Source organism: Burkholderia sp. Ac-20345 (genome assembly GCF_017104825.1).
In the GTDB taxonomy this organism is placed as follows: domain Bacteria; phylum Pseudomonadota; class Gammaproteobacteria; order Burkholderiales; family Burkholderiaceae; genus Burkholderia; species Burkholderia lata_B.
The window spans coordinates 1-12,222 of the sequence record NZ_JAAGPO010000253.1; the positions used below are offsets into that span (position 1 = coordinate 1).

A 12,222-nucleotide genomic window follows, 5' to 3' on the forward strand; every position below is an offset into this window, starting at 1 on the left:
CCCACGGCCCCGGCGGCCTCGGCGTGGGCACCGCGTTTCCGCCGCTCGCGGGCCAGCCCGCCGCGTACATTGCCGGTCAGCTGAACGACTGGAAACACGGTACGCGCCCGCCCGGGCCGATGGCGCTGATGCCGGCGATCGCCGGCAAGCTGTCCGACGCCGACGTCGACGCGGTGGCCGCCTACTACGCACGCCGCGGCACAGCACAAGGAGACAAGCGATGATCGACCGCACGACGCTGATCCGCCGCACCCGCGCGGCCCTGCTCGGCGCGGCCTGGATGCCCGCGCTCGCGTTCGCGGCCGCGCCGCAGGATGCACCGGCCGCAGCTTCCGCACCCGCGCCTGTCACAGCGGCGACGGCAGCCAGGCCGTTCGCGCCACCCGCCGAATCCGCGATACCCGCCGACGAGTTCGGCAAGACCGTGAAGCTCGGCGAGCAGATCTTCCTGCACACGCCCGAGTTCGCGGGCAAGTACGTCGGCAACAAGCTGACCTGCGCGAGCTGCCACCTCGACGCGGGCCGGCGGCCCGATTCGAGCCCGATGTGGGCCGCGTACCTGCTGTATCCGGCGTACCGCAGCAAGAACGGCCACGTGAACACGTTCGCCGAGCGCCTGCAGGGCTGCTTCCGCTACAGCATGAACGGCAAGGCGCCGCCGGCCGGCGACCCGATCCTCGTCGCGCTCGAAACCTATTCGTACTGGCTCGCGAAAGGCGCGCCGGTCGGCACGAAGCTGCCGGGGCAGGGTTTCCTGAAACTGCCGCCGCCCGCGCAGAAGGCCGACTATGCACGCGGCGCCGCCGTCTACACGCAGCACTGCGCGCTGTGCCACGGCGCGGACGGCCAGGGGCAGTCGAGCGGCGGCAAGGCGGTCTTCCCGGCGCTGTGGGGCGCGCGTTCGTTCAACTGGGGCGCGGGGATGGGCGACATCCGCAATGCGGCCGGCTTCATCAAGGCCAACATGCCGCTCGGGCTCGGCGGCACGCTGACCGATCAGGAAGCGTGGGACGTCGCGACCTTCATGGACAGCCACGAACGCCCGCAAGACCCGCGCTTCACGGGCTCGGTGAAGGACACGCGCGCGAAGTTCCACGATTCGCCCGATTCGATGTACGGGCTCAACGTGAACGGGCGCGTGCTCGGCGCGCCGTGATGCAGGCGCCGTGCAGGCCATCCGGCCCGCACGGCCAGCGCTGCCTGCACGTTCACGGGTGCCAGCGATACACGATCATGCTCGTGCCGTTGTAGTTGTCCTTCGTGATCACGTATTCGCCGGTCGAGCGCAGGTACGCGCGGATCCCGTACATCGAGTCGACGTCGTTGCCGACATCCATCGCCGACGTGTTCGAGTTGGTCAGCGTCGTCACGAGCGCGCCCGTATTGAGATCGAACACGTCGACGTTCGGCACGGTGTGCACGTAGCCGACGAACAGGTAGTGGCCGGCCGCCGCGATCGATTTCGGGTTCGCGCTCGTCAGGTTGATCACCGGGTTCGGCGCGCTCGTGTTGCCGTTCTTCCAGCCGTGATAGACCTCGATGTGCCCGTTCATCGCGGTCCAGTCCCAGTTGTTCGCGAGGCCCTGCGCGAGGATCATCGTGTCGCTGTCCGCCTGGTAGATGATGCGCGTGGTCGGCGCCACGGTGCTCGGCACGGGCGTCGTCACCGGCTTGCCCCATGACGGCTTGCCGGTCGCGTCGAAACCCGTCATCGGGTAGCGGGTAATCGCGTTGGAGCCGTTCAGCCCGGCCCACACGTCGCCGTTGCCGTCGATGTCGAAACCGGTCGTAACCTGCAGCGTCGTGTTGAACGGCTTGCCCGGCAGCGAGCCGGCCGGATTCGCGATATAGCCGGTCGCCGGCGTGAAGTAATAGAAATTGAAGTTGCCCGGGTTCTGGCCCGATGCGACGAGAATCCGGTTGCCGCCCACCATCACGAGCTGGCCGAAGTGCTGGCCGCGCTGGTAGTCGTTCATGTCGAGGCGCGGGTCCTTCGGATAGGTGAACGGATCGACCGTGTTCGCGACGAACGTGCCGCCTGCCGAGCCCGTATACACGTTGTTGCCGCTGTAGAAGAACGCGCCGTCGGTGGCCGGGTCGGGCGCGGCGATCGCCTCGAAGTTCAGCGCCTGCAGCTTCCATTGCAGCGCGCCCGTCGGGCTGTATGAATGCAGGTCGGTGCTGCCGTTGCGCCCGAGATCCCAGCCGCCGCCCCACGCATTGTTGAGCACGTACAGGTTGCCGCCCGAATCCTTGCCGATGCCGACCACGCGCGTGAAGCGCTTGTCGCCGACCTGCCCCTTGATGCCCGATGTCGTGTCGAGATAGCCGCCCCGCACGCCGAACGTGCCGATCTGCTGCGGCAACCCGGCGAGGCTGTAGATCTTGATGTTCATCTCCGGGCCCTGGTCGCCCACCAGCAACTGCCCCGTCGACGCGTCGAAATACAGCGACGATGGCCGCGCGCCGGCCGCCATCTGGAGCGTGTTCATCAGCGTGCCCGTCGCGCTGTACTGCACGACCACGCCGGCGCTCATGCGCGCGACCCACAGGTTGCCCGCCGCATCGAGCGCCAGTGCGCCGGGCCCGGTCACGCCGATGTCGCGCTGCCACACGCCGTCGGTCGTATAGACGCGCACGCGGTTGCCGTAGAAATCGCTCGCGTACAGCAGGTTGCCGGCCGTCGCGAGGCCGGTGATCACGTCCGGGTTCGGGAGGCCCGTCCACGTGCTGACCGGGATGCGCAGGTCGCGTTTGTTCGTACTGCGATCGTAGCGGCCCACCGAACCGCTGCCGAAGGTGCGGTTGTAGCCGAGCGCGACGAACAGCGACGTCGCGTTGCCGGTAATCGCGCCGCCCTGGAATTCGTCGTGGATGCCGATCGTGCCCATCGGCTGGCCGTTCTGGTAGAGCGCGACGCCGCCCGCGTTCTCGTCCCAGCGCGACGCCGTGTAGATCACGCCCTCGGGCGCGACCCACATCGAGCGCGCGGCATTGCCGACGTGCTGGGCCAGCGTGCCGTACGTGTTCGCGAGCCAGTCGGTCGAGTATTGCACCTGCGCGTGACTCGCCGGCGCCAGCATCGCCATGCACATTCCCAGCAATGCCGCCCGAATTTGTTTCATTGACATGAATAGTGCTCCCGAACGTTCAATTGTCGACACTGTAAATCGCTGCGCATGAAATATTGGTGATTCCGGCAAAAGCGCATTCGCCGTCATCCCGAATTATTCACTCCGTTCTTTTTGCCGTCCGGCGCTTTTCCGTCAACGATGGTCAAACCCGTTCACCGTGCCGAAACGGCTTGCCGGCCGCACGGCTTCGGTGCTTTTCCCCGGCATTTTCTTCCGGGTCGCCCAATACGAACGCGTCATTTTTTCTGAAACGTCCGCATTGCCTTTTTCATTCCCCGGAAATGGGCTCGATGATTACAAATCGAAATTAAAATGAAAGAGAAAAAATATTATCCGGCTCGATCGCGTCGTCGCGATTCAGCGCAGCGGCATACGGCGGGAGGAAAGGAGGGGAAAGCGGGAAACGGCGGAGAAGCCCCGAACCGCGCGCCGGCCGTGCCGGCACGCGGCCGCGATCGTTCAGCTCGCGTCGTCGAGCGTCGGGCCGTCCCAGCCTTCGAGGAATTTCGGCAGCGCGTCGACGACGTCGATCACGCGGTGCTGGTAGAACAGGTGCATCGTCGGCTGCAGGTCGCCGGGCAGCTGCCCGCCGTGCGCACGCGCGGCCAGGTTGTTCGGCACGACACGCATGCCGAGCCGGTTGGTGCCGAATACGATCTCGCCGCACGACGCGCAGTACGTGCGCGACATCGACTTCGCCGGGTGCGGGAACGTCGCGCTGGCGCCTTCGACGGCAACCTGCTCGGGCGGCCACGCGGTCGCCGACAGCACCGGCGTGCCGTAGAAATCGCGGCAGGTCGCGCAATGGCAGTTCGCGCGCGCCGCCGGCTCGCCGCGCAGCGTCACGGTGACGGTTCCGCACAGGCAACTCGCGGAATGCGTTCGGGTCATGTCGTCTCCTCGAAGAAAGGAGGCGACAGTATAGGAGCATGCGGGCAACGCTGCCGGCATCGGCTGCCGGCAACGTTGCGGCCGCAACGATCACGATGCGTCAGAACTTCTGGCGCAGGCCGAGGCTGACGATGGCCTGCGAGCGCGAATCGGACGAGTGGCCGTTCGCCTTGTCCGAGACGGACGCGGTCGCGGCCACCGGCCGGCCGAGCGCGTCGAGCGTCATGCCCGATGCATGCTGGTACGCGCCGAGCAGGTACACGCTGGTGCGCTTCGACAGGTCGTAGACGGCGCCGAGCGTGACGTTGTGATACTGCGCGCGGTCGTCCACGCCGTCGACATCGCTGCCGCGCGTGTAGCTGTAGCCCGCGAACAGTTGGGTCTGCGGGCGCACGTTCCAGCGCGTGAACACACCCGCGACGTTGAACGTCGCGTGGCCCGTGAACAGCGACTGGCCGCCGCTGCGGTACTGCACGTTGCTGTAGTTCACGCCGACGACGGCCGGGCCGAAGTCGTAGGTCGCGCCGGTCGCGATGATCTGCTGCGATTGCGCGCTCGCATAGCCTTCGTTGATCGACGAGTTGAACAGCCCGTCGTCGGTGCTCTGCCACTTGCCCGCCGTCGGGTCGGTCGCACCCGTCTTGCTGTTGTCCGACCGCTCGTAGCCGACGCCGACACGCAGCGGGCCCGCCGCGTACGCCGCGCCGACACTCCACGTGTTGCGCTGCTTCATGCTGCCCGGCTGGCTGCCGAAGCCGTACAGCGCGCCGAACGTGAAGCCCGAATAGTTGGCGCTCGTGTACTTGATCGAGCTGTCGACGCGCGCGGTCTGGTCGAGGTCGTCAATGTCGCCCGGGTGCGCGCCGAAGCCGCCGATGTACGACGATGGGCCGACCGGGCTCACGAAGTCGTCGAGCGACGTGTACTGGCGGCCGAGCGTAACCGTGCCGTAGCGGTCGCTGCCGAGGCCGACGAACGCCTGGCGGCCGAACTGGCGGCCACCCTGCCCCGACGTGCCGTTCGTGATGTCGAAGCCGTTCTCGAGGACGAACAGCGCGCGCATCCCGCCGCCGAGATCCTCGGAACCCTTGATGCCCCAGCGGCTGCCGGACAGGTTGCCGGTCGTGAGCCCGACGTTCGAATGGCCGGTGTACGCGCCCGCGGAGCCGACCCGCTCGTTGCTGCGATAGGTCACGCCCGCATCGACGATGCCGTACAGCGTGACGGAGCTTTGCGCGGCGGCGATGCCCGCGAGCGAGAGCAGCAGCGGCGCTGCGATCAGTTGCTTGTTCATGATTGTCGTGTCTCCGGGCGTTGAACCCGTTGTTCTGGCTGTCAGTTGCGAGTAACGCGCGGGCGGCGAAATCCGCCGGCGGTGCGAGGCCGGCAGCGTCCGCGCGCGACGACGCGGCGGGCATGCCCACTGCGGCCGCCATGGTAGATGGAACCGGTTCCGATCGAAAGCGGAATAATGAAAACAGTTTCTTGCCAAAATCGAGATAGTCGACCGGGCGGCCGTGTGCGCGGCGCGCCGCACCTGTACAGCCTGGGCGGGCGCAGCCGATAATCGGACGCCGCCGTCCATCGGGAGTGCCTTCATGCATGAAACGACCCTGCTGATCTTCGCCGCCGTCGCCTTCGTCGGCATCGCGACACCCGGCCCGACCGTGCTGCTCGCGCTGACCAACGGCTCGCGCTACGGCGTGCGCCGCGCGGCCTACGGCTTCGCGGGCGCGATGCTGTCCGATTTCGTGCTGATCGTCGCGGTCGCGCTCGGCCTCGGCGCGCTGCTGATCGCGTCGGCGTTCTGGTTCTCGGTGGTGAAGTGGCTCGGCGCCGCGTATCTCGCGTATGTCGGCATCCGGCTGCTGATGTCGAAGGGGTCGCTCGATGTCGCCGTCGCGCACGATGGCACGGCATCCGGGCGCAACGCGTCGATCTTCGCGAAGAGTTTCCTCACGGCGGTGACGAACCCGAAGGGCTATCTGTTCTTCTCCGCGTTCCTGCCGCAGTTCCTCGATCCGTCCGCGCCACTCGCGCCGCAATACGTCGCGCTCGCGGTCACGTTCGCACTGCTCGACGGTGCCGTGATGTTCGGCTACGCGCTGCTCGGCGCACGCGCGGTGCGGCTGCTGAAGCGCGCGGGGGCGCTGTGGCTCGAACGCACCTGCGGCGCGATGCTGCTCGCGCTTGCCGGGTCGCTGGCGCTGTACCGGCGTCATGCGGCGTAGGGGCGGATGCCGATGAAAATCGCCACGCCGCCCCGCTCCGGCTTTCCCGGCCTGTCGCTCCGCCAGCTCGAACGCGCCGACCTCGACGCGTGGTACGCGTACCTGTCGAACCCCGACGTGTTCCGCCATACGAGCTGGAACCTGCGCTCGCCCGACGATCTGCTGCCGCTGTTCGACACCATCGAATCGACGGACCCCGATTCGGTGCGGCGTCTCGCCGTGATCGACGACGCATCGGGCGCGCTCGCCGGAACGATCGGCCTGCATACCGTGTCCACCGTGAACCGCTCGGCGGAGATCGCGTACGATCTTGCGCCGTCGCACTGGGGGCGTGGGATCGCGAGCGCGCTGTGTACGGCCGTCACCGCGTGGGCATTCGCGGACGGCGGCTTCATGCGCATGCAGGCCGTCGTGCTGACCAGCAACGCAGGCTCCGCGCGCGTGCTGCAGAAGTGCGGCTATCGTTACGAAGGGCTGTTACGCGCATACAGGATGGTGCGCGGCACGCCGGGCGATTTCGCGATGTACGCGCGCCTCGCGACCGACTGACGCGCGCCCCGCGGCTTCACGCCAAGCTGCTCACCGCTACGCACGCGCACTCGATTGGACGGCCTGCACCGAATTGGCGACAATCGCCGTTCCCTTCCCCGACGATCCGCCATGAAAATCGCCGCGTTGTCCGACATCCACGGCAACCTCGCCGCGCTCGACGCGGTGCTCGACGACGTCCGCCGCCGCGGCGCCGACGTGATCGTCAATCTCGGCGACATCCTGTCGGGCGCGCTTCATCCGGCCGAAACGGCCGACCGCCTGATCGCGCTCGACCTGCCGACCATCAAGGGCAATCACGAACGGCAACTGCTCACCGGCGATCGCGAGTCGATGCGGCTGTCGGATCGCTGGGCGCACGACACGCTGCGCGCCGATCATCTCGAATGGATCACCGCGCTCCCCGAACGCATGACGCTCGGCGACGATGTGCTGATGGTGCACGGCACGCCCGACAGCGACCTCGTCTATTTCCTCGAAACGGTCACGCCCGACGGCTGCCGCGCGGCCACGCCCGATGAAATCGCGCGGCGTGCGGGCGACGAACCGGCGTCGCTGATCCTGTGCGGCCACACGCATATCCCGCGCACGGCGAAGCTCGACGACGGCCGGCTGATCGTCAACCCGGGCAGCGTCGGGCTGCAGGCGTATGCGGACGACCTGCCGCATCCGCACCGCATCGCGACGGGCTCGCCGCATGCGCGCTACGCGATGGTGTCGCGCACGGCGGCCGGCTGGAACGTCGAATTCCACGCGGTCGAGTACGACTGGCACACGGCGGCCGCCACCGCGGCATCGCGCGGACGCGACGACTGGACCGTCGCGCTGCGCACCGGCCGGTGCTGATGCGCCTGGCTCACCCTTCCGCTTCACTTCATTCACGGGAAAACCGCACCGCCATGCCCGTTCCGTCGCAACTGCTCTTCCTGCCCGGCGCATCGGGCAGCACCGCCTTCTGGCAGCCGCTCGCCAGCCTGCTGACGCATCCGGCCGAGCGCCGGATCGTCGGCTATCCGGGCTTCGGCGACACGCCGCGCGATCCGGCCGTCGACGATTTCGACAGCCTCGTGCGTCATGTTCTGGAAACGATCGACCGGCCGACCGCCGTGATCGCCCAATCGATGGGCGGCGTGATCGCGATGCGCGCGGCGCTCGACAAGCCCGAACTGATCACGCACCTCGTGCTGACGGTCACGTCCGGCGGACTCGACATGGCAGGGCTCGGCGCGCAGGACTGGCGCACCGGTTTCGCGGAAGCCAACCCGCAGCTTCCCGACTGGTTCCTGACGTTCCGGGCGGACCTGTCGCGGGAAATCGGCCGCATCGCGCAGCCGACACTGCTGCTGTGGGGCGACGACGATCCGGTCAGCCCCCTCGCGGCCGGCCGGCGCCTGCTCGAACGGTTGCCCGACGCCCGGCTGCATATCCTGCACGGCGGCCGGCACGATCTTGCTGCCGTGCATGCGCAGACGCTCGCACCGCTCGTCGATGCGCATCTGCAGCGCGTGTGACGTCGCGCGTTTCGGCTTCGACGTCGGTTCGGTTTCGGCTCAAACCCGAAACCGCACCGCATCACATCACCCCGCCTTCCTCAGCGTGAGTCGCGCCTCCAGCCCGCCGCCATCCGTCCGGTTGCTCAGCGTGAGCGTGCCGCCCATCGCGAGCGCGAGTTGCCGCGCGATCGCCAGGCCGAGCCCCGTGCCGCCCGTCTCGCGGTTGCGCGACGTCTCCACGCGCCGGAACGGCTCGAACACCGCGTCGAGCTGATCGCCCGGAATGCCGGGCCCGCGGTCGAGCACGGCGATCACCGCGCCGCCGTCCGGCGCGGCGTGCACGTCGATCTCGGCCGCGCCCGCGAACTTCAGCGCGTTGTCGACGAGGTTGCCGACGATGCGGCGCAGCGCCTTCGGCCGCGTGACGAGCGCGAGCGGCGCGCGGCTGTGCAGCGCGACGTCCTGCCCCGCATCCGTGTAGTCGCACACGATGCTGTCGAGCAGCGCATCGAGATCGATGCGGCGCGCGGCCTCCTCGGTGCCGTGCAGCGTCCGTGCGTAAGCCACCCCCTCCTTCACCAGATGCTCCATCTCGAGCAGGTCCTGGCGCAGCTTCGCGCCCTGCGCGTCGTCGTCCATCATGTCGGCGCGCAAGCGCATCCGCGTGATCGGCGTCTGCAGGTCGTGCGAGATCGACGCGAGGATCTGCATGCGCTCGGCCATGTACTGCGCGATGCGATCCTGCATCGCGTTGAACGCCCGGGCGGCGCGCGCGACTTCCGACGGCCCGCCCTCGTTCAGCCGCTCGCCCTTCAGGTCGGGGCCGAGCGCATCGGCGGCCTGCGCGAGCTGCTTGAGCGGCCGCGTCGCAAGCCGCACCGCGAGCCAGCAGCACGCGGCCAGCACCGCGAGCTGCAGCACCAGCACGACCGGCAGCCAGCCCGACAGCGGCACCGTCGACATCGGACGGATGTCGATCGTCAGCGGCGACCCGTCGGTCAGGCGCAGGTGCACCTGCAGATGTTCGCGGTCGCCGGGAATCGCGTTCGCGGTCAGCGGGTAGTCGCCGCCGATGCCGTCGGAAATCGACCGCTCGACGCGTGCCGACAGCCGCGCTTCCGGCGGCGTGCCGGTCTCGCCGGGCCCGAGGATGAACGCATAGCTGCGCCGCGCGAGGCGCGGCAGCCACGCCGCCCGCTCGGCCGGCGGCAAGTGGTCGAGCAAAGCGACCGAGCTCGCGACCTCACGCTCGATGTAGCCCATCATCAGGTTGGTGGTCGCCTGGTCGCGCTCGGTCACGGTGAGCCAGAACGACAGCGTCTGCGCGAGCGCGAGGCCCACGCACAGGATCAGCGCGAGCCGCGCGAACAGCGAGCGCGGCCAGTGCCACGGCGTGCGCGCGCTCATGGCGTACCGTCGACGGCGGTCACGGCCGACGAGAACACATAGCCCTCGTTGCGCAACGTCTTGATGTAGCGCGGTTCGCGCGCGCCGTCTCGCAGGCGCTGGCGCAGCCGGCTCACGAGCAGGTCGATCGACCGGTCGAACGGGTCGGATTGCCGCCCCTGCGTGAGATTGAGCAACTGGTCGCGCGTCAGCACGCGTTGCGGGTTGTCGAGGAACACGCGCAGCAGCCGGTACTCGGCGCCGCTCAGCGCGACCAGCGTGCCTTCGGCGTCGAGCAGGTGGCGCCCGGTCGTGTCGAGCCGCCATTCGCCGAATGCGAGCATCTCGGCCGTTTCCGTCACCTGCATGCCGGGCGGCAGCATGCGCGCGCGGCGCAGCACCGAGCGGATCCGCGCGAGCAGCTCGCGCACCGCGAACGGCTTGGCCAGGTAGTCGTCGGCGCCCATCTCCAGGCCGATGATGCGGTCGGTTTCCTCGCCGCGCGCGGTCAGCATCAGCACGGGCACCGTGCGGAACTTGCCGGCGCGCAGGTCGCGGCACAGCGTGAGGCCGTCCTCGCCGGGCATCATCAGGTCGAGCACGATCAGGTCGGGCGCGCCGTCGTCCAGCACGTTGCGCATCTCGCGGCCGTTCGCGGCCAGCGACACGCGCATGCCGTTCTTCTCCAGATAATCCGCGATCAGTTCGCGGATCGCGCGATCGTCGTCGACGATCAGCACGTGGTCGATCTTGTCCATGAGTCGTGGTCGGTGTCGGGGTATTCGGGCAGGCGATGTCCGCTTTTATACCGCACGGCGGGCATGCGTTTGTATCCCAATGTATCGCGCCGCCGCGACGACACACAACATTGCACACGCGCGGCCTGCCGGACACATCGCAGATACGTCGACGCAGCCTAATGGGGCCTGTCGAAACACGTCCGGCCACCGCCTCCGAGCGGTGGCCTCCCGCTCAGGAGAACGCCATGCTGCCCCGATTCAAGATCGCCGCCCTCGTCATCGCCCTCGCCGCCACGGCCGGGCTCGCCGCGTTCGCAGGCACCCGCGACGACGCGGACATGCCGGCCTCGCAGGCCGGCACGGCGGCGCCCGATTTCACCGGCATCGACCGCTGGCACAACAGCGCGCCGCTGACGCTCGGCCAGTTGCGCGGCAAGGTCGTGCTCGTCGATTTCTGGACGTACTCGTGCATCAACTGCATTCATACGATTCCGTACGTGAAGGAGTGGGACCGGAAATATCGCGACCAGGGGCTCGTCGTGGTCGGCGTGCATACGCCCGAGTATCCGTTCGAGCGCGACGCGGGCAACGTCGCCGATGCGATCAAGCGCTTCGGCATCCGGTATCCGGTCGCGCAGGACAACCGCTACGACACGTGGCGTGCGTACGGCAACCAGTACTGGCCCGCGCTGTACCTGATCGACGCGAACGGGAAAGTCGTCTACACGCGCTATGGCGAAGGCGGGTATGACAAGACGGAGGCGGCGATTCGTCAAGCGCTGGCGCAGGCCGGTGAAGGCGCGAAGGGCACGACGCGCACGCAGTAACGGGCCGACGCGCGGGCGTGGCGCTCGCCCGCTCGCGCCTGCCTGCCAGGGGCGCTCACCCGCGCTTCGCGTCGGCCGCCTCGATCATCGCTTCCCCGATCGCGAGGTTGCCGTTCGCGACCAGCGCGTCGCCCGCGCCGCGGATATCGGCCTCCGCCTTGTTCTGCCCGAGCTTGCGCTTGCCGACGAGCCGCGTGATCTCGATCTGCAGCCCGACGATCGACTGCAGCATCGCGTCGAGATAATCCGCCGGCGCGTCGCCCATCTTCCATGGCACCGGCTGCGACGCCTCGTGCGTGCGCGTCAGCCGGGCGACCACGCCACGCACGAACTTCTCGTCGTCGCGCACCGTGATGCGGCCGTGCGCATGCACGACCACGTAATTCCACGTCGGTACCTGCCGGTGCGCGACATGCTTGCTCGGATACCAGGTCGGCGAGATGTATGCGTCGCCCGCGCGGAAGATCACGAGCACCTCGTCGCCGTTCGCGACGTCCTGCCAGACCGGATTCTCGCGCGAGACGTGCGCATGCAGTTCACCGAGCCCGCCGTCGGACGGCAACAGCTCGAACGGGATATGGTTCGCGTCGAGCCCGCTGTTGCCGTGCGTGATCAGGCTGCCGAACGGATGCTGCACGATCAGCTCGCGCAGCGCGTCGGGGTTGGGTTCGTTGAAATCGGCGGGGACGTACATGTCGGCTCCACGGTCATGCGGCGGTTGGAATGGATCAGGCGCTGGCCCGTCATGCGGCGATTGTGGCTCCAAACTGGTTTATGCTGTAGAGCCGGTTTGGAACAATTTCAGCAGACCAGAATCATGGCAAGAACGACCCGGAACGTCGAAATCCCGTCGCTCGGCGCGCTTGATCGCGCGGCCGGCGACCTGAGTCGCCAGCTCGCGCAGGCGCTGCGCGAAGCCGTGCGGCGCGGCGACGTCCGGCCCGGCGACACGCTGCCGTCCACACGGCTGC

At 68.3% G+C, this 12,222-nt stretch carries 12 protein-coding genes and 2 pseudogenes; 8 read left to right on the forward strand and 6 right to left on the reverse strand.

Annotated features, from left to right (window positions below; genetic code table 11):
• Together G3O06_RS42690 and G3O06_RS42695 are read left to right on the forward strand one after the other, a co-directional pair.
• Positions 1-224: pseudogene (locus G3O06_RS42690) on the forward strand (cytochrome C); the annotation flags it as partial.
• Entirely contained in the window at positions 221-1,156 is a 936-nt protein-coding gene (locus G3O06_RS42695) for a c-type cytochrome (RefSeq protein WP_205819665.1), read from the forward strand. The pseudogene G3O06_RS42690 and the gene G3O06_RS42695, both read left to right, overlap by 4 nt.
• Before the next feature lie 52 nt (positions 1,157-1,208).
• Here the strand turns inward: G3O06_RS42695 and G3O06_RS42700 are convergent, their stop codons facing one another.
• The 3 genes from G3O06_RS42700 to G3O06_RS42710 all read right to left on the reverse strand — a co-directional run bounded on the left by G3O06_RS42700 (position 1,209) and on the right by G3O06_RS42710 (position 5,319).
• Positions 1,209-3,131, reverse strand: a complete 1,923-nt coding sequence (locus G3O06_RS42700; RefSeq protein ID WP_205819666.1) for an SMP-30/gluconolactonase/LRE family protein — start codon at positions 3,129-3,131, stop codon at positions 1,209-1,211.
• Between the two features lie 462 nt (positions 3,132-3,593).
• A complete protein-coding gene (locus tag G3O06_RS42705; RefSeq protein ID WP_205819668.1) occupies positions 3,594-4,025 on the reverse strand; it encodes a GFA family protein in 432 nt (143 codons plus the stop codon).
• 100 nt (positions 4,026-4,125) lie between these two features.
• Complete coding sequence (locus G3O06_RS42710) at positions 4,126-5,319, reverse strand: porin (RefSeq protein WP_174917102.1); 1,194 nt, start codon at positions 5,317-5,319, stop codon at positions 4,126-4,128.
• A 304-nt stretch (positions 5,320-5,623) separates the two neighbouring features.
• Between G3O06_RS42710 and G3O06_RS42715 the strand changes: the two genes are divergently transcribed.
• The 4 genes from G3O06_RS42715 (at position 5,624) to G3O06_RS42730 (ending at position 8,316) form a co-directional block, all read left to right on the forward strand.
• Positions 5,624-6,256, forward strand: coding sequence for a LysE family translocator (locus G3O06_RS42715; protein WP_205819670.1), 633 nt, complete (start codon positions 5,624-5,626; stop codon positions 6,254-6,256).
• 12 nt (positions 6,257-6,268) lie between these two features.
• Positions 6,269-6,805, forward strand: coding sequence for a GNAT family protein (locus tag G3O06_RS42720; protein WP_205819671.1), 537 nt, complete (start codon positions 6,269-6,271; stop codon positions 6,803-6,805).
• Between the two features lie 111 nt (positions 6,806-6,916).
• Positions 6,917-7,651, forward strand: coding sequence for a metallophosphoesterase family protein (locus G3O06_RS42725; protein ID WP_205819673.1), 735 nt, complete (start codon positions 6,917-6,919; stop codon positions 7,649-7,651).
• Positions 7,652-7,704: 53 nt separating this feature from the next.
• The gene (locus G3O06_RS42730) at positions 7,705-8,316 is read left to right on the forward strand and encodes an alpha/beta fold hydrolase (protein ID WP_174917106.1); all 612 of its coding nucleotides are present in this window, start codon (positions 7,705-7,707) and stop codon (positions 8,314-8,316) included.
• A gap of 66 nt (positions 8,317-8,382) precedes the next feature.
• On the opposite strand, the gene G3O06_RS42735 is transcribed toward G3O06_RS42730, so the two are convergent.
• Entirely contained in the window at positions 8,383-9,705 is a 1,323-nt protein-coding gene (locus tag G3O06_RS42735) for an ATP-binding protein (RefSeq protein WP_205819674.1), read from the reverse strand.
• Positions 9,702-10,442, reverse strand: coding sequence for a response regulator (locus tag G3O06_RS42740; RefSeq protein WP_034190595.1), 741 nt, complete (start codon positions 10,440-10,442; stop codon positions 9,702-9,704). The genes G3O06_RS42735 and G3O06_RS42740 overlap by 4 nt, the downstream gene beginning before the upstream one ends.
• Positions 10,443-10,669: 227 nt before the next feature.
• Between G3O06_RS42740 and G3O06_RS42745 the strand changes: the two genes are divergently transcribed.
• Entirely contained in the window at positions 10,670-11,251 is a 582-nt protein-coding gene (locus G3O06_RS42745) for a thioredoxin family protein (protein WP_124629481.1), read from the forward strand.
• Positions 11,252-11,306: 55 nt separating this feature from the next.
• On the opposite strand, the gene G3O06_RS42750 is transcribed toward G3O06_RS42745, so the two are convergent.
• Positions 11,307-11,945, reverse strand: coding sequence for an FMN-binding negative transcriptional regulator (locus G3O06_RS42750; RefSeq protein ID WP_124629482.1), 639 nt, complete (start codon positions 11,943-11,945; stop codon positions 11,307-11,309).
• A gap of 123 nt (positions 11,946-12,068) precedes the next feature.
• Between G3O06_RS42750 and G3O06_RS49415 the strand changes: the two are divergent.
• Positions 12,069-12,222: pseudogene (locus G3O06_RS49415) on the forward strand (GntR family transcriptional regulator); the annotation flags it as partial.

Bases quoted from the DNA above. Each gene is read 5' to 3' on its own strand.
- G3O06_RS42695 (WP_205819665.1), top strand. From the start codon at position 221: ATGATCGACCGCACGACGCTGATCCGCCGCACCCGCGCGGCCCTGCTC.
- G3O06_RS42700 (WP_205819666.1), bottom strand. From the start codon at position 3,131: ATGTCAATGAAACAAATTCGGGCGGCATTGCTGGGAATGTGCATGGCG.
- G3O06_RS42705 (WP_205819668.1), bottom strand. From the start codon at position 4,025: ATGACCCGAACGCATTCCGCGAGTTGCCTGTGCGGAACCGTCACCGTG.
- G3O06_RS42710 (WP_174917102.1), bottom strand. From the start codon at position 5,319: ATGAACAAGCAACTGATCGCAGCGCCGCTGCTGCTCTCGCTCGCGGGC.
- G3O06_RS42715 (WP_205819670.1), top strand. From the start codon at position 5,624: ATGCATGAAACGACCCTGCTGATCTTCGCCGCCGTCGCCTTCGTCGGC.
- G3O06_RS42720 (WP_205819671.1), top strand. From the start codon at position 6,269: ATGAAAATCGCCACGCCGCCCCGCTCCGGCTTTCCCGGCCTGTCGCTC.
- G3O06_RS42725 (WP_205819673.1), top strand. From the start codon at position 6,917: ATGAAAATCGCCGCGTTGTCCGACATCCACGGCAACCTCGCCGCGCTC.
- G3O06_RS42730 (WP_174917106.1), top strand. From the start codon at position 7,705: ATGCCCGTTCCGTCGCAACTGCTCTTCCTGCCCGGCGCATCGGGCAGC.
- G3O06_RS42735 (WP_205819674.1), bottom strand. From the start codon at position 9,705: ATGAGCGCGCGCACGCCGTGGCACTGGCCGCGCTCGCTGTTCGCGCGG.
- G3O06_RS42740 (WP_034190595.1), bottom strand. From the start codon at position 10,442: ATGGACAAGATCGACCACGTGCTGATCGTCGACGACGATCGCGCGATC.
- G3O06_RS42745 (WP_124629481.1), top strand. From the start codon at position 10,670: ATGCTGCCCCGATTCAAGATCGCCGCCCTCGTCATCGCCCTCGCCGCC.
- G3O06_RS42750 (WP_124629482.1), bottom strand. From the start codon at position 11,945: ATGTACGTCCCCGCCGATTTCAACGAACCCAACCCCGACGCGCTGCGC.